Origin of the sequence: Bradyrhizobium sp. 956_D2_N1_4 (genome assembly GCF_052076025.1) — a bacterium.
GTDB classification, from domain to species: domain Bacteria; phylum Pseudomonadota; class Alphaproteobacteria; order Rhizobiales; family Xanthobacteraceae; genus Bradyrhizobium; species Bradyrhizobium barranii.
The window spans coordinates 4,924,299-4,940,907 of record NZ_CP197237.1 but is presented as its reverse complement, the minus strand read 5'-3'; the positions used below and the strand labels follow the sequence as shown (position 1 = coordinate 4,940,907).

19 protein-coding genes are annotated in these 16,609 nt (G+C 62.9%); 7 read left to right on the top strand and 12 right to left on the bottom strand.

Annotated features, from left to right (window positions below):
- From AB7535_RS23435 to AB7535_RS23425, 3 genes are read left to right on the top strand one after another with little or no spacing between them, the layout of a single operon-like run.
- A complete protein-coding gene (locus AB7535_RS23435; RefSeq protein ID WP_439036977.1) occupies window positions 1–549 on the top strand; it encodes a TRAP transporter small permease in 549 nt (182 codons plus the stop codon).
- Window positions 540–1,832, top strand: a complete 1,293-nt coding sequence (locus AB7535_RS23430) for a TRAP transporter large permease (RefSeq protein WP_028149682.1) — start codon at window positions 540–542, stop codon at window positions 1,830–1,832. The genes AB7535_RS23435 and AB7535_RS23430 overlap by 10 nt, the downstream gene beginning before the upstream one ends.
- Before the next feature lie 21 nt (window positions 1,833–1,853).
- Window positions 1,854–2,660, top strand: coding sequence for an SDR family NAD(P)-dependent oxidoreductase (locus AB7535_RS23425; protein ID WP_439036976.1), 807 nt, complete (start codon window positions 1,854–1,856; stop codon window positions 2,658–2,660).
- A gap of 15 nt (window positions 2,661–2,675) precedes the next feature.
- On the opposite strand, the gene AB7535_RS23420 is transcribed toward AB7535_RS23425, so the two are convergent.
- The 4 genes from AB7535_RS23420 to AB7535_RS23405 are packed head-to-tail and all read right to left on the bottom strand — an operon-like array spanning window position 2,676 to window position 6,957.
- The gene (locus AB7535_RS23420; protein WP_439036975.1) at window positions 2,676–3,374 is read right to left on the bottom strand and encodes a molybdate ABC transporter substrate-binding protein; all 699 of its coding nucleotides are present in this window, start codon (window positions 3,372–3,374) and stop codon (window positions 2,676–2,678) included.
- Window positions 3,371–5,503 (bottom strand): molybdopterin cofactor-binding domain-containing protein, encoded by a 2,133-nt coding sequence (locus AB7535_RS23415; RefSeq protein WP_439036974.1) that lies wholly within the window; start codon window positions 5,501–5,503, stop codon window positions 3,371–3,373. The genes AB7535_RS23420 and AB7535_RS23415 overlap by 4 nt, the downstream gene beginning before the upstream one ends.
- Window positions 5,500–5,970 (bottom strand): (2Fe-2S)-binding protein, encoded by a 471-nt coding sequence (locus AB7535_RS23410; protein ID WP_439036973.1) that lies wholly within the window; start codon window positions 5,968–5,970, stop codon window positions 5,500–5,502. The genes AB7535_RS23415 and AB7535_RS23410 overlap by 4 nt, the downstream gene beginning before the upstream one ends.
- Window positions 5,971–5,985: 15 nt before the next feature.
- Window positions 5,986–6,957 (bottom strand): Bug family tripartite tricarboxylate transporter substrate binding protein, encoded by a 972-nt coding sequence (locus tag AB7535_RS23405; RefSeq protein ID WP_439036972.1) that lies wholly within the window; start codon window positions 6,955–6,957, stop codon window positions 5,986–5,988.
- 236 nt (window positions 6,958–7,193) lie between these two features.
- On the opposite strand from AB7535_RS23405, the gene AB7535_RS23400 reads away from it, so the two are divergent.
- Together AB7535_RS23400 and AB7535_RS23395 are read left to right on the top strand one after the other, a co-directional pair.
- Window positions 7,194–9,284 carry a molybdopterin oxidoreductase family protein gene (locus tag AB7535_RS23400; RefSeq protein ID WP_439036971.1) on the top strand — a complete coding sequence of 697 codons (2,091 nt, stop codon included), beginning with the start codon at window positions 7,194–7,196 and terminating at the stop codon, window positions 9,282–9,284.
- A gap of 129 nt (window positions 9,285–9,413) precedes the next feature.
- Complete coding sequence (locus tag AB7535_RS23395; protein WP_439036970.1) at window positions 9,414–10,196, top strand: enoyl-CoA hydratase/isomerase family protein; 783 nt, start codon at window positions 9,414–9,416, stop codon at window positions 10,194–10,196.
- A 1,502-nt stretch (window positions 10,197–11,698) separates the two neighbouring features.
- Here the strand turns inward: AB7535_RS23395 and AB7535_RS23390 are convergent.
- The 4 genes from AB7535_RS23390 to AB7535_RS23375 form a co-directional block, all read right to left on the bottom strand.
- Entirely contained in the window at window positions 11,699–11,914 is a 216-nt protein-coding gene (locus AB7535_RS23390) for a hypothetical protein (protein WP_439035311.1), read from the bottom strand.
- A gap of 265 nt (window positions 11,915–12,179) precedes the next feature.
- Window positions 12,180–12,410, bottom strand: coding sequence for a hypothetical protein (locus AB7535_RS23385; protein ID WP_166342999.1), 231 nt, complete (start codon window positions 12,408–12,410; stop codon window positions 12,180–12,182).
- On the bottom strand, window positions 12,407–12,727 hold the full coding sequence (locus AB7535_RS23380) for a hypothetical protein (RefSeq protein ID WP_439035310.1): 321 nt from the start codon (window positions 12,725–12,727) through the stop codon (window positions 12,407–12,409). Before AB7535_RS23380 ends, AB7535_RS23385 begins: the two co-directional genes overlap by 4 nt.
- A 34-nt stretch (window positions 12,728–12,761) precedes the next feature.
- On the bottom strand, window positions 12,762–12,896 hold the full coding sequence (locus tag AB7535_RS23375; protein WP_439035309.1) for a helix-turn-helix transcriptional regulator: 135 nt from the start codon (window positions 12,894–12,896) through the stop codon (window positions 12,762–12,764).
- 209 nt (window positions 12,897–13,105) lie between these two features.
- On the opposite strand from AB7535_RS23375, the gene AB7535_RS23370 reads away from it, so the two are divergent.
- Window positions 13,106–13,315, top strand: coding sequence for a hypothetical protein (locus AB7535_RS23370; RefSeq protein ID WP_439035308.1), 210 nt, complete (start codon window positions 13,106–13,108; stop codon window positions 13,313–13,315).
- A 667-nt stretch (window positions 13,316–13,982) separates the two neighbouring features.
- Here the strand turns inward: AB7535_RS23370 and AB7535_RS23365 are convergent.
- The 3 genes from AB7535_RS23365 to AB7535_RS23355 all read right to left on the bottom strand — a co-directional run bounded on the left by AB7535_RS23365 (window position 13,983) and on the right by AB7535_RS23355 (window position 15,182).
- Window positions 13,983–14,249 (bottom strand): hypothetical protein, encoded by a 267-nt coding sequence (locus AB7535_RS23365; protein WP_157788368.1) that lies wholly within the window; start codon window positions 14,247–14,249, stop codon window positions 13,983–13,985.
- A 70-nt stretch (window positions 14,250–14,319) separates the two neighbouring features.
- Window positions 14,320–14,472 carry a hypothetical protein gene (locus AB7535_RS23360; protein WP_439035307.1) on the bottom strand — a complete coding sequence of 51 codons (153 nt, stop codon included), beginning with the start codon at window positions 14,470–14,472 and terminating at the stop codon, window positions 14,320–14,322.
- A gap of 8 nt (window positions 14,473–14,480) precedes the next feature.
- Window positions 14,481–15,182, bottom strand: a complete 702-nt coding sequence (locus AB7535_RS23355; protein WP_439035306.1) for a hypothetical protein — start codon at window positions 15,180–15,182, stop codon at window positions 14,481–14,483.
- A gap of 170 nt (window positions 15,183–15,352) precedes the next feature.
- On the opposite strand from AB7535_RS23355, the gene parS reads away from it, so the two are divergent.
- Window positions 15,353–15,832, top strand: a complete 480-nt coding sequence (gene parS / locus AB7535_RS23350; RefSeq protein WP_439035768.1) for a type II RES/Xre toxin-antitoxin system antitoxin — start codon at window positions 15,353–15,355, stop codon at window positions 15,830–15,832.
- A gap of 35 nt (window positions 15,833–15,867) precedes the next feature.
- On the opposite strand, the gene AB7535_RS23345 is transcribed toward parS, so the two are convergent.
- Window positions 15,868–16,098, bottom strand: coding sequence for a hypothetical protein (locus tag AB7535_RS23345; RefSeq protein ID WP_038934721.1), 231 nt, complete (start codon window positions 16,096–16,098; stop codon window positions 15,868–15,870).
- Window positions 16,099–16,609: the final 511 nt, after the last annotated feature.

Sequence of the window (16,609 nt, the reverse complement as noted above, 5' to 3'; positions counted from 1 at the left end):
ATGACAGACCCACATGTCGCAAGCCACGAGCAGGAGGTAACCGGCCGACCGTCGACCGGCTTGCTGTCGCGGATCAATGCCGTCGTTGCTCGCCTCGGCATGTATCTGTCCGTGACCGGCCTGCTCGTCATCGTCACCATCGTGTTCTACCAGGTGTTCGGACGTTACGTGCTCAATTCCAGCCCGACCTGGACGGAGAACCTTGCGCTGGTCCTGATCCTGTATGTCACGCTGATCGGCGCCGCCGTCGGCGTTCGCGACGCCGGACATATCGGCATGGACAGTTTGCTGGTGATGCTTCCGGATCACGTGCGCGAGAAGATCGAACTCGTGATCCACGTTCTGGTGGCCGTGTTCGGCATTGCGATGGCCTACAACGGCTGGATCCTCGGAGCGTCGGTCGGAACCGTGAAGATCCCCAATCTCGGGCTCCCCGAGGTCATCCGCTACGTCCCGCTGATCGCCTCCGGCGTCCTGATCGTCTCCTTTTCAATCGAGCACATCATTGCGCTTCTGCGCGGCGAAGAGGTCGTCCCCTCATGGAACTGATCATTCTGGGCGCGACCTTCTTCGGCTTCCTGATCCTCGGCGTACCCGTCGCCTTCGCGATCGGTCTCTCCGCGATCTGCACCATCCTCTACGAAGGCCTGCCGGTCGCAGTCATCTTCCAGCAGATGATGTCGGGGATGAACATCTTCTCCTTCCTCGCCATTCCGTTCTTCGTCTTCAGCGGTGAGCTGATGCTGCATGGCGGGGTCGCCGACAAGATCGTGCAGCTCGCCAAGAATCTCGTCGGACACATCCGCGGCGGGCTCGGCATGTCGAACGTGGTCGCCTGCACGCTGTTCGGCGGCGTCTCCGGCTCGCCCGTGGCCGACGTGTCGGCGATGGGCGCGGTGATGATCCCGATGATGAAAAAGGAAGGGTTCGATACCGACTACGCCGTCAACGTCACCACCCATGCCTCTCTGGTGGGCGCGCTCATGCCGACCAGCCACAACATGATCATCTATGCGCTCGCTGCCGGCGGCAAGGTCTCGATCGGCGCGCTGATCGCCGCCGGACTTCTGCCGGCGATCGTGCTGATGGTGTGCATGCTGGTCGCCGCCTACGCGGTCGCGGTGAAGCGCGGCTATCCGGCCGGCAAGTTCCCGGGCTGGGCCGAGGTTTTCCGCTCGTTCGCAGCCGCGCTGCCCGGACTTCTGATCGTCGGCATCATCCTGGCGGGCATCCTGTCCGGTGTCTTCACCGCAACTGAGTCCGCTGCCGTCGCGGTCACCTACACGATCCTGCTGACCTTCTTCATCTACCGCACCATGACCCTGCCGAACTTCCTGCGGGCTGCCGCCAAGGCCGTGAAGACGACGGGCGTGGTGCTGCTGCTGATCGGTGTCTCCACCATGTTCCAGTATTTGATGGGACTCTACGAGGTGGCCGACTTCGCCGGCGACTTGATGAGCAAGGTGTCCTCGCAGCCCTGGGTCATCTTCCTGCTCATCAACGTCATCCTGTTCGTGCTCGGCACGTTCATGGACATGGCGGCGACCATCCTGATCTGCACCCCGATCTTCCTGCCGATTGCGATGAAGGCGGGCATGGACCCCGTGCAATTCGGCATGCTGATGCTGATCAACTGCGCGCTGGGGCTGAACACCCCGCCGGTCGGAACGACGCAATTCGTCGGCTGCGCCATCGGCGGCATTTCGGTGGGCGCAGTGATGCGCACCATCCTGCCGTTCTATGCTGCCCTAATCGCAGCTCTGATGTTCGTGACCTACGTCCCCGCGTTCTCGCTGTGGCTGCCCCGCCTGCTGATGGGCTACAAGGGATAGCAGCAACAGGAGAATCCGTCCGTGACCGACTATCGCAAGCTCTTCGATCTCACCGGCAAGACGGCCGCGGTGCTCGGCGCCGCCTCGGGCATCGGCAAATCGTCGGCCGAGGCGCTGGCCGGGCTCGGCGCCCGCGTCGTTTGCGCAGATCGTGCGCTTGACGCCGCCGAGGCGACGGCAGCCGGCATTCGCGACAAGGGCGGCTGGGCGGAAGCAGCTAGCTGCGACGCCGCGAGCGCGGCGGACGTCAACGCGCTCGCCAAGATCGTGATGCAGAAATTCTCGCGGCTCGACATCGCCGTGACGACGCCCGGGCTCAACATCCGCAAGACCATCCTCGACTACACCGAGGAGGATCTCGACCGCGTCCTGAACCTCAACGTCAAGGGCACGGTCTGGTTCTTCCAGGCCTTCGGCCGCATCATGGTCGAGCAGAAGGGCGGCAGCATCATCGCCTGCTCTTCGGTGCGCGCGGTGACCATCGAGCCGGGCCTTGGCGTCTACGGCTCGACCAAGGCGGCGATCGGCCTCCTGGTGAAGGGTTTTGCTTCAGAGGTCGGCCACGCTGGCGTCCGCGTCAACGCGATCGCGCCGAGCATTGCCGAGACCGCGCTGACCGGCCCGTTCAAGCAGCGGCCCGATATCTACAATCTCTATGCCGGCCATACCGTGTTCAACCGCTGGAGCAGCGCCGACGAGGTCGCGACCGCCGTGGCCTACCTCGCTTCGGATGCCGCGAGCTATGTCAGCGGCAGCACGCTGTTCGTCGACGGCGGCTGGACCGCGGTCGATGGGCCGCCGACCGGTCTCACCCAGTTGCACAAATAGGGCGGCCGTCGGCACCTAGCCGGTAAAGCCCATGCTCCGGCGCAGCTCTTTTCGGTCTACGTCGGTCAGCAGAGCGATCAGCGCGGCCGCCTCCTTCGGGTGTGCGGCCCGCGCGGTCACGCCGGCCGTGTACATCGTCACGAGCTCGCAGCCCGGCGGCAGCGACCCCGACAGCGCGATGCCGTCGGTCGCGATGATCTCGGTCGCCTGGGTGCATCCGATCGGCCGAGTTGCGGTGGATTCAGCAAGCTCGCGCATCGCGGTCGCGCCGTTCGGAAAGATCTTGAGACGCGATGCGACCTCATAGGCGATCCCAAGCTGATCCAGGACTTTTGCGACATGCTGTCCCGCGGTCGAGGCTTTGGTGTCCGGAACATAGATGGCATCCGCGGATCGCAGCACCTCGCGGAGATCGGCCTCAGTCTTCACCGTGACTTTGGGATCGCGGTTACGGACCGCCAGCGCGGTCTCGACCCGGCCGATATCTGCGATCGAGGAGGGGACGACGAGCTTCTCTGCGGCGAGCTTCGCAAGGAGCGCCTGCGTCAGGATCACGAGATCCGCCGGCGTGCTGGCGCGCAGCTTGTCGGCCATGAGACCAACCGCACCGAACTCGCCATCGAAACTGAGGCCGGTCTGCACCTTGAAGGGCTCGCTGAGGCCGCGCACCAGGCCTTGCGCCGCGCCGCCGCTCAAAATGGTCACTGTCGTCACGATGCAAGCTCCATGGCTGCGATGATCCTGTCGCGCGTGATCGGCAGGTCGCGTACGCGCACGCCGAGGCAATCGTAGACCGCATTGGCGATCGCCGCCGTCACGGGACCGTGCGCGGCCTCGCCGGCGCCGACCGGCTCGATCTCCGGCCGCTGGATGATTTCGACATCCACCGCCGGCACCTCGCTGAAGGTCAGGATCGGATAGTCCGTCCAGGACGTTGATGTAATGTGCGTGCGATCAAAGCGCACGCGTTCCTTCAGCACCCAGCTCGTGACCTGGATCGCACCGCCCTCGATCTGGTTGATGACGCCGTCCGGATTGATGGCCTCGCCGACGTCGACCGCGAGCGTCAACCGCCGGACGCGAATGTTGTCGGTGCCTTCGATCTCGGCGATCGCGGCGCAATAGGCGCCCGTGTTCTTGTAGCGGGCGAAGCCGACGCCATGGCCGATGCCAGACTGTTTTTGCGGTTTCCACTGCGCGCGCCGTGCCGCGGCGCGAATGACGTCGCTGGCGCGCTCGTCGCGGAGATGACGCAGGCGGAACGCGATCGGGTCCTCGCCGCGCAGGACCGCGATCTCGTCGAGTATGGATTCGATCGCGAACACATTGCCTTGCCCGCCCAGGGTCCGCAGCGCCGACGTGCGCACCGGCATCGTCAGCAGCCGGTGGCTCGTGATGGTCCAGGCCGGAAGGTCGTAGAGTGGAACGGAGTTGCGGTCGCCGCCCCCGCCATTGGCGGCCGGTGGATTCGTCGAGATCATGCGCGGGTAGGGGTTCGCGATCTCGGTCGCCGCAAGCAGCGCCGGCTGCGCCGCGCGTCCCGGGCGCGCGGCGTGGCCGTTGCTCCAGATCGCATGGCGCCAGTCGATGATCTCGCTGTCCGCATCGAGGTCGGCCTCGATCTCGATGGCCATCGCTGCGCCGAATGGCGCATGAGACATCTCGTCATGGCGCGACCACTGCACCCGCACCGGGCGGCCGCCGGCGCCCTTCGCCAGCAACACGGCATCGAGCGCGACGTCGTCGGCCGCATTGTGCCCGTAGCAGCCGGCCCCCTCCATATGCTCGACGACGATGTTCTCGGCCGGCAGCTCGAGCACGATCGCAAGATCGGCGCGCAGCAGATAGACGCCCTGGCTGTGTGTCCAGACATGGACACGCTCGCCGTCCCATTGCGCCATGGCGCAGGACGGCGCGATCGAGGCGTGTGCGATGTAGGGACGGGTGTATTGCCGGCGAAGGGTGCGCGCAGCTCTCTTCGTCATTGACGCTGCTCTGGTGTCGATGACGGTGGTTTCGACCGGCTGGCTCTTCAGAAAGCTCGCGAGATCGTCTTCGTCGGGCAACGGCTCGCCGGCCGACCAGGTTGCGCCCTTGCGCAAGGCTTTCAGTGCGGCTTCCGCCGAAGCCTCGCTATCGGCAACCACGCCGGCAAAGCCGCCGTCGCGGACGATCGCGACGAGGCCGGGAACGACGCGCGCCGCCGTCTCGTCGAGCGCGATCAGCCTGGCACCCGAGATGTCAGGCCGCAGCACGCGGCCGTGCACCAGGTCCGGCAATGCACAATCGTGAATGAAGCGCGGTCGCGCAAACACCTTGTCGGGAATGTCGACCCGCTGGACCGAATGTCCGGCGACATCGCGTGTGGCAGCGGGCTTCGCGACGGCGCCCGCGGTGGCGTCGCGGTCGAGCGAGACGTCGCCAGCCAGCTCCCAATAGCTGGTCCTGACATTGCCGGGACCCGAGATCGTGCCGTCATCGACATCGAGCAGCGCCGCATCGACGCCGAGACGCTCCGATGCGGCTGCGAGGAAGCGCTGGCGGACCTCGGCGCAGACCTGTCGCAGTGCGCGGCCGGATTGCTGGACCGAGAGGCTGCCCGAGGTGACGCCCTCGTTCGGGCTGGCCGCCGTCGAGGCGCGGATCAGCTCGATCCTGCCGATCTCGACGTCGAGCTCGTCCGCAGCGATCTGCGCCAGCGCCGTGACGATGCCCTGGCCGATCTCGACCTTGCCGGGCGAGATTGCGACACCGCCTTCGCCACTGAACCGCACCCAGGACGACAGCTTTGGATTGGCCGCGAGACTAACCGGCAGTTTCGGGACGGGGGACGGCACACTCATGACGTCGCCGTCTCCGCTGCGGCGCGCAGCACGGCGCGGACCATGCGATTATGCGATCCGCAGCGGCACAGATTGCGATCGAGCGCGGCTCTGACCTCAGTCTCCGTCGGCGAGGGATTGCGCTTCAGCAGCGCTGCCGCGCTGATGAGGATTCCCGATACGCAGTAACCGCATTGCATCGCCTGCTCGGAGACGAAGGCGCGTTGCAGCGGATGCGGCTGCTCGGCCGTGCCGAGGCCTTCCACCGTGACGACGTCCTTGTCCGCCACCGACCACATCGGCATGTCGCAGGAGGCCATCGCGCGGCCATCGACCATGACGTGACAGGCCCCGCACTCACCGGCTCCGCAGCCGAAATGCGGACCGGTGACGCCGAGCCGGCCGCGCAGCACATCGAGCAGCGTCTGGTCGGGATCGGCCTCCACGGCTATCGCCGCGCCGTTGAGCTGAAATTGAATGGTCGGCATGATCGCTCCGCGACCTCAGGACTTGTCGAACTTCTTGACGACATCGGCCCATTTCTCGATATCGCCGCGAAGGAATTTTTCGAATTCCTCCGGCGTCATGGACATGGGTACGGCACCCTGCTCGGTCCAGAGCTTTACGATGTCCTGTCGCTTCACCATTGCGTTCACGGCGGCATTGAGCTTGTCGATGACAGGCTTCGGCGTACCGGCCGGGGCCATCAGACCAAGCCAGATCGTGGCCTCATAGCCCGCGACGCCGGCTTCGCCCGCGGTCGGCACGTTCGGCAGCACGGCCGAGCGCTCCTTGCCGGTGGTCGCGAGCGCACGGACCTGGTTCTCGCCGATATTCGGCGCCATCGCCGGCACGGCGTCGATCATCATCTGCACCTGTCCACCGATCACGCCGCTGCGCGCCTCGCCGCTGTTGCGGTAGGGCACGTGGACCACGTCGATGCCGGCCATCGCTTTGAACAGCTCGCCGGCCATGTGATAGGGCGTGCCCTGGCCGGAGGAGGCGTAGTTCAGCTTGCCCGGCTGCGATTTGGCGAGCGCGATGAACTCCTGCAGAGTCTTCGCCGGAACCTGCGGGTTCACCACGATGACGAGGTCGGAGTAGTTCACCGGCGCGATCGGCGCGAGGTCGCGCATCAGCTCGTATTTGCGCTTGTCCGGCGTCAGGAGCGATTCATTCGCGGTCTGGGTGTTGGACATCATCAAAAGCGTGTAGCCGTCGGCCGGCGACTTTGCCGCTTCGACGGTGCCGATGAGGCCGCCCGCGCCGGTGCGGTTCTCGACCACGAAGGGCTGGCCAAAGCTCTCCTGGAGCACGTTGCCGATCAGCCGTGCCGCGACGTCCGCCGGCCCGCCGGCGCCAAAGGGCACCACGATCCGGACCGCGTGGTTGGGGTAATCCTGTGCCAATGAGGGGGATGCCGAGAGTGCGGCGAACAGGCTTACGGCCAGCGCCAGCATAAAACGTCGGGCCATTATGCCCACCTCCCTGATGTCGTTCTTGTTGGCTGGCACTGTAGCGGCACGGAACGTGGACTGTCGACGCCTCACAAAGCTGGTCGAACAGGGAATATCGGGCGGTTTTCGGTGTGATCCCGCAGCATTTCGCAGGCGCGGCAGGAACCGCGGGCGCGCGCGATTTGAGCAATTCGCATGGGCATTGCCGGATAAATGCCCTCGGCTGGCTGCTATTTTGATGTTACGAAATGGACATGAACCAGCACGCCAAGATCGAAATCCGCCATTCGACCTGTCCGCACGACTGCCCTTCGGCCTGCGCGCTCGATATCGAGGTGGTCGAAGGCCGCAGCATTGGCCGCGTCCGAGGTTCGAAAAAGCAGACCTACACGGCTGGCGTCGTCTGCGCCAAGGTCGCCCGCTACGCCGAGCGCATCCATCACCCCGAGCGGCTGATGTATCCGATGCGCCGCACCGGGCCGAAGGGCTCCGGGCAGTTCGCGCGGATCTCCTGGGACGAGGCGCTGGACGAGATCGCGGATCGCTTCAACCAGGCCGAGCGCGAGTACGGCGCGGAATCGATCTGGCCTTATTACTACGCCGGCACGATGGGACTGGTGATGCGCGACGGCCTCAATCGCCTCACGCATGTGAAGAAATATTCGCGCTTCTATCAGACCATCTGCGCCAATGTCGGGCGCATCGGGTTCGCGATCGGCACCGGCAAGATTGCCGGCGTCGATCCGCGCGAGATGGCGCTCTCCGATCTCGTCGTGATCTGGGGCACCAACCCGGTCAACACGCAGGTCAACGTGATGACGCATGCTGCCCGTGCTCGCAAGGAGCGCGGCGCCAAGATTGCCGCCGTCGACATCTACGACAACGAGACCATGAAGCAGGCTGACATCAAGATCATCCTGCGGCCCGGCACCGATGGCGCCTTCGCGTGCGGCGTGATGCATGTCCTGTTCCGCGATGGCTACGCCGACCGCGCCTACATGGACAAGTACACGGATTGCCCCGATGAGCTCGAGGCGCATCTGAAGACGCGCACGCCGGAGTGGGCGTCCACGATCTGCGGCGTGCCGGTATCGGAGATCGAGGCCTTTGCGAAACTGGTCGGCGAGACCAAGCGGACCTTCTTCCGGCTCGGTTACGGCTTTACCCGCTCGCGTAACGGCGCCGCGCAAATGCATGCAGCGCTCTGCGTTCCCGCGGTGACCGGCGCCTGGCAATATGAAGGCGGTGGCGCCTTCTTCAACAATTACGCGCTGTGGCACTTCAATGAATCCCTCATCGAGGGCCACGACGCGATCGATAAGACCACGCGGGCGCTCGATCAGTCGCAGGTCGGCCGCATCCTCACCGGCGATGCTGAAGCCTTGCTCGGCAAGGGGCCGATCAAGGCGATGCTGATCCAGAACACCAATCCGATGACGGTGGCACCGGAGCAGGCGCTGGTGCGTCAGGGGTTTGCGCGCGAGGATCTGTTCGTGGCGGTGCACGAGCAGTTCATGACCGAGACGGCCGAGATGGCCGACATCGTGCTGCCGGCGACCATGTTCATGGAGCATGACGATCTCTATTACGGCGGTGGCCACCAGCACATCTCGGTCGGGCCGAAGCTGATCGACCCGCCCGGCGAATGCCGCTCCAACCATCAGGTCATGCAGGCGCTGGCGCCGCGGCTTGGCGCGAAGCATCCGGGCTTCGAGATGACGCCGCGCGAATTGATCGACGCGACGCTGAAGCTCAGCAACCACGGCGACATCGCTGGTCTCGAAGCCGACATCTGGCGCGACCTGCAACCGGACTTCCGGACCTCGCATTATCTCGACGGCTTTGCCCATGCCGACAAGAAATTCCATTTCAAGGCCGACTGGGCGCATCCACCGTTCGGCGAGACGATGGGCGATTTCGACAAGATGCCGTCGCTGCCGGACCATTGGGCGGTGATCGAGCATGCCGATCAAGCCCATCCGTTCCGGCTCGCGACCAGCCCCTCGCGCAGCTTCCTCAACACCACCTTCAACGAGACGCCGTCCTCGCAGGCGCGCGAAGGCAGAGCGAGCGTGATGATCCATCCGCTGGATGCGGCCGCGCTCGACATCGCCGACGGCGACGCCGTGACGCTCGGCAACACCCGCGGCGAAACCACGCTGCTCGCAACGCTGTTCGACGGCGTGCGGCGCGGCGTGCTGATCGCGGAATCCGTTCACCCGAACAAGAATCATATCGGTGGCCGCGGCATCAACGTGCTGACTGGAGCCGATACGATCGCGCCGATCGGGGGAGCTGCATTCCACGACAACAAGGTCTGGATCAGGAAAACGGTCTTGGCCTGAGCGCGCGCTTCGCTCGCCCGCCAATTTGTGTCGAGGCGCTAAAGCAAGGCCTCGTCGCAGATTGCCCTTGCGCCTGCCGCCCGAGCTGCCGCAAATGGCTGCAAACGGGAGCAAGGAAGCGAGCGTACCATGACCGACACCACAGCAATCATCACCGATAAGCGTGGGCAGGCGTTTTGGATCACCATCAACCGGCCGGAGAAGCGCAATGCGCTGAATGGCGAAGTCATTGCCGGCATCGCCAAAGGCTATCGCGACGCGCATGACGACAAGGACGTCCGCGTCATCGTGCTGACGGGCGCGGGCGACAAGGCGTTCTGCGCCGGCGCCGACTTGCAGAATTCCGGCGCGGCGTTCGCGATGGATCATTCCAAGCCGAATGTCGACTATGCCGATCTGCTGCGGCTGTCGCAGAACGCGACGAAGCCGGCGATTGCGCGGGTCGGTGGCGTCTGCATGGCCGGCGGCATGGGCCTGTTGTGCATGACCGACATGGCGATTGCGGCCGATCACGTCATCTTCGGCCTGCCGGAGGTGAAGGTCGGCGTATTCCCGATGCAGGTGCTGAGCCTGTTGCAGAGCATCGCGCCGCCGCGACTCGTCAACGAATGGGCGCTCACCGGCGAGCCGTTCAACGCGAAAGCGGCGCAAGCTGCGGGCCTGCTCAACTACGTCGTGCCCACCGTCGAGCTCGATGCCAAGGTCGACTGGCTGATCGGCCGCATCGTCGACAAGTCCCCGACCGCGATCCGCCGCGGCAAATATGCCATGCGCGCCATCGCCTCGATGTCGTTCGACGAGAGCATCGCCTACACCGAAAGCCAGATCGCGTTACTCGCCATGACCGAGGACGCCAAGGAGGGCCTGAAGGCGTTCAGCGAGAAGCGGAAGCCTGCCTGGACAGGGAAATAGCATTCCCACTCCACGGGGTTCAAAGTAGATCGCAATTGCGAGGCGTTCACCTGTACGTCTCGCGTAAGCTCCAATTATCTCGAGAGCAATCTTCGGTCGCGTAAGCTCTGATGTTGTTGGTGTGGTCGCGACTCCGAACTCGCATCAGTCCTCGTCTGAAGCGCGCCGACAGGAGAGGCTCATCAATGATTGTGGCTCGCGCGAAAACGTTGTCCGTACATTATCGCCGATGGTGCAATCGGCGACGACGCTTGGCCTTAGAGTTTCACGAGCGAGCGGCCTCCGCCCAGTCTCCCCCTTGATTCCGAAGGCGGACTGAGAAGCTTGATCCGTATCGGAAATGACCTTCCGGCAACGGCTTGAGCGTCTGATGGTGTCGAGATAGCGCAACCAAGATGCGTCGAAGCCGATCGGCCGCGGTAGTCGCGAGTTTTGCTCGTCCATTCTCATGAGGGCAAAGTCTTTCGCGGCGCCTCACGCTGCAGAGTACGTCAGGGTCCCCGGGCGACGAACGCTGTACGTAGAACTTTTGAAGCGGGTCGCTCACCCGGTAAATGGACCTCAGGCTTGGCCTTTCAGGGCGAGTTGCTTGGCGGCCTCAAGTAGCAGGCGGCAAAGTATGGCCGCCGAACGCGATAACGTTGCACAAAGCCCTATCGGTCATTGTTATCAGGAAATGATGGCCGACACGCGGATACAAGGGAGCGCGCTTAGCGCCTGTCAAGTACCGGCCTGAGCCACCACGAGTGAGCTTGATCTCCGTCGAAATCGCACTGCGATAGGCGTTCGCCGTGAGGCTTGCCGGTCGGAAAATAAGCTTCGCATCAAGGCGATCACGGCTGGGAATTTCGTGCTTATCTAGGTATCTCGGTCCGAACAGCCAGATCCGCAGTATCCGTCTCGCTCGTGACGGTAAAGCCGACTGCTTTGCCGTTCACTGCTTCCAGCGCGCGAGTCAGTTCCGCCTTCGTCTCTTCCTTTCATGTTTATTTTCACCATGTTGGGGCCGCCTACGCGACCTATTAACAGACACTCGTCCGTTCGGTGACCTCCGGCGATTGCATCGGTAAGATCTGCCTAGAGCACTACCTTGGAATGATGCGTTGCATAACCGCAACCGCTGACCATCTGGCCCGCCGGAGACTCCGGTGCCGGCTGTTGAAAACGGGGACGGCAGCCGGAATCCTGTTAGGCCATCTGTACGTTCGGAGTTAACAGCGTTTTGGCTTGCCGAGATTTGCATGCTTTTGTGTCACGGTGCCGAACGAACTGTAAGGTCCGCGCCGTCGGCTGAGGCCTTTCCAGCGGGCATAGAAGCTTAGCTCGCGGCACAGATTCATCTCACCGCGGATCCAATCACCGACGCCCTGCTGAGGCCGAGGCGGTGAAGTCCCGCCGGAACCATTCCGCTGCCGCCGTTGGGACGAACGGGGGACCCAAAGTCCGGCCGGAGAGCCGTGTCCTCGAAGGAGCCCGAGAGGCAAGGACCGGGTCGATCTCCATCACATCGAAGCAGCCTTGAGAGCCATCCAAGGACGAGTGTCCGAGCGCGTCGCGGCCATGTCGAGACGCGCCCCCTGGCGAAAGCGATCGTCGCAAGGGCGCTGGCGCGCGGAATAGCACTTGACGAAGCCTTCGAAGATCGGCTGTCGATCTACGGCGATGCTGCCACGTTGGGGAAAATGCTGGAAGCCGCGGATCAGATAACGGACTTCCATGCCTACGCCTCCGAGATCGGCATCAAAGATCCGAACTCGCAACCATGAGCTACTGAAACGACGCCGGCACGTCCTCGCGCCGAAAGATCCAGGCGCGGATCTTGTGCGGATGCGGAGAAGACGGTTAACGGCTGGGCTTTAGTTCGGATCGTCCGAACTAAAGTAGTAATTTCCACACCGTAATCCGAGTAGCCGGTAATTCGATGAGCAGCTTGCCTGGGACGGCCGCCGCGCAGCAGGTGACTATCCGTTTTCGGAAACTTCTCTACTGCGGCCCGCAGTGACAGCGGTCCCTGGTGCAGATATCCTTGTGGCCTTCGCGCGGGCGCATGTCGAACTTCGGGCTCGCCATCGACTTCGACGCCTTGTCGGTCTCGGCGATCTGCCGCCTGACGGCGTGGGTCGCGGTGTCATCCTGGGGCTCCAGGCGCAGCGAGACGTTCTCGAGCGCGGTCAGGATCGCGAGTTGATTGCGGAGGGCCAGTTCGATGCTCATGCGGCAACTCCCTGATCGAGGCGCTCGAACGCCTTCTCGACGCCCTTACGAATTTGCGGATCTGCGATCGAGAGGTCCTCGAGGGTGAAGATGAAGTTGCGGACCACGACGTAGCGCAGGCCCGCGTCATCCACCGCCCAGGCCGTACGGCCGCCAGCGCCATCGATACCTTCAACGTAAGGCCACCGATCAGCCTTCCCTGCCTTGCGGCCGGCGCGTTTGCGCATCGCTGCGATCGCGCCCGTCAAGCCTGTGTCCGCCAGCATATCGGCCGTCGCCGTCGGGTTCTCGCGTGGGTCGAACATCAGGATCTGCATCAGACCACCTTCCTGGTGCTTTCCTGCCAGGCCTTCACATCATCGGCGAATTAGGCGATGCGTTGGGAGTGATCGCGCGAGCGGCCGGGAAGTGCCCAGCGTCCATCTCGCGATAGAGCGTCGCTCTCGACATCGGCACGGCCTTCAGCACTTGCTTGACGGACAGCATCGGTCGCAGATCGACAGGCTAATCGTTATTTGCGTTCTCGGTCATCATGAGACTGAGCATGACGCCGCCGCCGACACCGCGTTAGAGGCACGCATTCTCTCTCCGCAAAAACCACCGTTCACCGTCCACCACCGGCGTCCACCATCCACCACCGTCATTGACGCGCTCTGTAAAATGTTCTCTATCTGTTCTCAACGAGGAGGCGAGCTATGGCGGGTCGGCGGGCCGCGGAATGGCGACTTCCGACAGAGAAGCAGCAGCGCACCGACGAACTGCGCAAGGCGCTGCTCAACCGGACGCAGTCAGCTCCAACAGATGAAGATGCCTGGTGGGACTCGGTGCTGTCGGATCCTCGCGCCAGGCCGACGACGCCCATTGCTGATCGTGAGCTTGGTCAAATCACTGAGGAGGTGCTGTGAGTCGAGTGCTTGAGATGCATGCGCATCGTCCAGATCACGCGCGCGGATGCGATCAAGCTCTACAGCGTAGGTTCAGTGTGGCGCGCCGTCTGAATGCATCTGTCCGCCGATGGCTGCCAGCACCGCACCGGCAGCCACGAGGAAGACGGCTGCTGGCCGGATTTTCGTTGATGCTAACAGGTCCGAAGCGGCCCTGTTGGGAGCTCCCAACTTTTCGAGTTTTGAGCCAGCACCGCACCGGCAGCCACGAGGAAGACGGCTGCTGGCCGGATTTTCGTTGATGCTAACTAGGTCCGAATCGGCCCTGTTGGGAGCTCCCAACTTTTCGAGTTTTGAGCCAGCACCGCACCGGCAGCCACGAGGAAGACGGCTGCTGGCCGGATTTTCGTTGATGCTAACAGGTCCGAAGCGGCCCTGTTGGGAGCTCCCAACTTTTCGAGTTTTGAGCCAGCACCGCACCGGCAGCCACGAGGAAGACGGCTGCTGGCCGGATTTTCGTTGATGCTAACTAGGTCCGAATCGGCCCTGTTGGGAACTCCCAACTTTTCGAGTTTTGAGCCAGCATTCGCGCCGCCAACTAGGGCCGAAGCGGCCGAGGTGACACCTGTCAACTTTTTGAGTTTTGGCTCCCGGCCTTGTACAGCCGACTGAGTTGGCAGATGCCAACTCAGTCTTCCTGGCTGCGCCGGTGCGCCCACATGGCGACCTTCGCGACCAACAGCCAAACCGATGTCGCGCGGGAGTGCTTCTCGATGCGACCGGTATCTGTCCATGCCCGCACTGCGGTCAGATCGTTGTCTTCCTCACCCACCGTGAACTCGTAGTCGCCAACCCACGCTGAGCCGCCGACATTCGAGATCTCGGCGCGCGCGAGTGTACGGATGAACCTTTCTTGGCCACCTGGAATCAACTCAACTGTCACACGCAGCGTCATCTGAGACCTCCGCATTTTCTCGACTGAACAAAACGTTTAGTCGAAAAAAATCGCCTGACGTCAAATGCGATCAGGGCAGCTTCACGCGGTCGAATTCGGTGAAGACATCCTTCAACCACTTCTTAACCGTCCCGCTCAGCACGGCCAACTGATTGTTGGCACCGAACGCAGCGAAGCCGGAGTTGGACCTGTCGACCGCCTCGCTCGCCTTGGCGGACAACATCGGGATCTTCACTGCGCCAGCGGGGAAGGCGAACTTGGTGTCATTGATGTGGTTGACGATCGCGATGTGACGCATGCCGGCGATCTTCTGCGCGACCGGCGCCAGCTCATCGATCGACGCCTGGTTGTTGCCGGCACGTGCATGATCGTGATGCCAAAGCGGCTAGGATCGAGGAAGCCGATATCCTCCAGGAGCTGCCGCGTCGGCGACAGCAGGCCGGCGCGAACATCGATCACCGTGGCGGTGGCGCCGCTGATCGTGTCGAACACCTTCATCTGGTCGTCGGAGTCGCGCAAGTTCACGATCTCGGTGCGCTCCGGGAAGAAGCGCTTCCGCACGCCTTCGGCGACCTCATTCTCCGTATCGAAGGCTCGGTTGCTGACGCCGCGCGCGTCGAGGAAATCCAGAAAGGCGCGGGTGACGGTGGTCTTGCCGACGCCGCCCTTATCGGCGCCCACGACAAAGATGACGGGCTTGCTGTGCATGGTGGAAGGACCTCCTTGATCCTGCTGCGCGTGAATTCGCGGCAGGCACGATCGCCTCCATGCCGGTGTGCTCGCAAAGAAGAATCGAGTCGATTTAAGCGAACCTTGAGTCTGGCTGGCGACGCCCACCCACCAGGTGGCTACGCAGCATAGCCGACATCCCGCACCGCGAAGCCCAATGGTGCGCGCTCGATCGCTTGTCTGAATGCCCCGGATCTTGGTCATAAGGATGCGACCCAACCATATTCAGTGAGGTGGCTCGACCCGCTTCGAGGCCTTTGAGCATGCGTCCTACCGCAGGATCCCGCGGGCACCGGCCGCAACACCGATCCGCCTTTCTTGAACGTTTGCGCCAACTGTCATAGATGGAACGACACATGACTAAACGACTTCAAATGCGTAAACGAGACACCGACCCGCCACAACCGATTGAGAAGACGCGGCTGGCTGCAGTCGCTAGTCTGCTTGGCGCTCCGTCTACTTTTCGAAAGGTTCCCCAAAGCCCGTTGGAGGCGCATGAGATGCTTCTGAACGGGCTGCCGTCCAGAGCACTGTTACATCTGGTTGAGAACCTGGCGTTTCTTCGCTGGGACGACTCTTTCGCCAAAGCGATTGGAATGAGCCATCGCACCTACCAACGCCATGCCTCCGCGGGAGGCAAGCCACTCAGCCCAGAGCAAAGTGGGCGAACATGGAAGCTCGCGGAAGTCCTGGCGAAAGCAACCTCCATTTTCGGTTCCATGCAGGAAGCTGAGCAATGGTTGGAACGGCCGGCTATCGGCTTGAACCAGCATAAGCCAATCGATCTGTTGGCCACACCGGCTGGTGTTGAGTTGGTGGAAGATTTTCTCGTTCGACTTGAGCACGGTTTCTAAAGTCTGCGCTCAGCTGATCCGTTCGACATGACATATCATTGAGTGGTGCCGTGGTGATTGATCACGGCAAGGATACCGTCAACGAACGCCTGGCACTCAGCGTGGGTCTTGAATGTGCCTTTGTATTTTCCGAATAGGAAGATGGTTCGTCCGTGGCCCTTTCCGAACAAATATTGGCCGATCGGCCTCCCGGCTTCGTCTTTAAGTTCAATGCTGTCGACGCTTTGCACTGCCTTGAGGTCGGTCGCGGGAAGCTTAATCTGCATAAGGTGTCTCCGCTGGATTGAGACCAGAACAGCCTCGCACCTGTTTGGTCAAATCCGCTGCTGCCGCGCCGGCAAGCAAGCCGTTTGTGCCATTATTTCTGGTCGTCCTTGCCGATCCAGAGTTAAAAAGTAAGATGCGCATCTGAAAGCCCTCCATACATCCAACCGCAACCAAAGCGAGAGCTCAAGGGGCGCCACCCTCATTAAGCGGTGGATTGCCCCAATCATCCTTTGACCCGCCGCGACTAAGGCGCGCCCTTCCGCAGCGCAATTATGCGCGTTGTGGAGCCGAGTATATCCCGTGTCAGGGCGCCCTGGCGCCGCCACAGGTGCAGGCGCGCGGGCCGTCCCAAGGACGGTCACGGCTGTTTCTCGCAAACCCAGCCGAGATCGTCACAGTTGATGCACGTCGTGGTCATTGCACCGGCGGCCAGAGGCTAATCCTCACGGGGCATCAGGCGACTCCGCGCAAGGGCAGCGTCAGCTGCATGTCGAGGCGCCTTCGTGGCGT

Bases quoted from the DNA above. Each gene is read 5' to 3' on its own strand.
- AB7535_RS23435 (WP_439036977.1), top strand. From the start codon at position 1: ATGACAGACCCACATGTCGCAAGCCACGAGCAGGAGGTAACCGGCCGA.
- AB7535_RS23430 (WP_028149682.1), top strand. From the start codon at position 540: ATGGAACTGATCATTCTGGGCGCGACCTTCTTCGGCTTCCTGATCCTC.
- AB7535_RS23415 (WP_439036974.1), bottom strand. From the start codon at position 5,503: ATGAGTGTGCCGTCCCCCGTCCCGAAACTGCCGGTTAGTCTCGCGGCC.
- AB7535_RS23410 (WP_439036973.1), bottom strand. From the start codon at position 5,970: ATGCCGACCATTCAATTTCAGCTCAACGGCGCGGCGATAGCCGTGGAG.
- AB7535_RS23405 (WP_439036972.1), bottom strand. From the start codon at position 6,957: ATGGCCCGACGTTTTATGCTGGCGCTGGCCGTAAGCCTGTTCGCCGCA.
- AB7535_RS23400 (WP_439036971.1), top strand. From the start codon at position 7,194: ATGAACCAGCACGCCAAGATCGAAATCCGCCATTCGACCTGTCCGCAC.
- AB7535_RS23395 (WP_439036970.1), top strand. From the start codon at position 9,414: ATGACCGACACCACAGCAATCATCACCGATAAGCGTGGGCAGGCGTTT.
- AB7535_RS23390 (WP_439035311.1), bottom strand. From the start codon at position 11,914: ATGGAAGTCCGTTATCTGATCCGCGGCTTCCAGCATTTTCCCCAACGT.
- AB7535_RS23385 (WP_166342999.1), bottom strand. From the start codon at position 12,410: ATGAGCATCGAACTGGCCCTCCGCAATCAACTCGCGATCCTGACCGCG.
- AB7535_RS23380 (WP_439035310.1), bottom strand. From the start codon at position 12,727: ATGCAGATCCTGATGTTCGACCCACGCGAGAACCCGACGGCGACGGCC.
- AB7535_RS23375 (WP_439035309.1), bottom strand. From the start codon at position 12,896: ATGCTGTCCGTCAAGCAAGTGCTGAAGGCCGTGCCGATGTCGAGAGCG.
- AB7535_RS23370 (WP_439035308.1), top strand. From the start codon at position 13,106: ATGGCGGGTCGGCGGGCCGCGGAATGGCGACTTCCGACAGAGAAGCAG.
- AB7535_RS23365 (WP_157788368.1), bottom strand. From the start codon at position 14,249: ATGACGCTGCGTGTGACAGTTGAGTTGATTCCAGGTGGCCAAGAAAGG.
- AB7535_RS23360 (WP_439035307.1), bottom strand. From the start codon at position 14,472: ATGTTGTCCGCCAAGGCGAGCGAGGCGGTCGACAGGTCCAACTCCGGC.
- AB7535_RS23355 (WP_439035306.1), bottom strand. From the start codon at position 15,182: ATGACCAAGATCCGGGGCATTCAGACAAGCGATCGAGCGCGCACCATT.
- parS (WP_439035768.1), top strand. From the start codon at position 15,353: ATGCGTAAACGAGACACCGACCCGCCACAACCGATTGAGAAGACGCGG.
- AB7535_RS23345 (WP_038934721.1), bottom strand. From the start codon at position 16,098: ATGCAGATTAAGCTTCCCGCGACCGACCTCAAGGCAGTGCAAAGCGTC.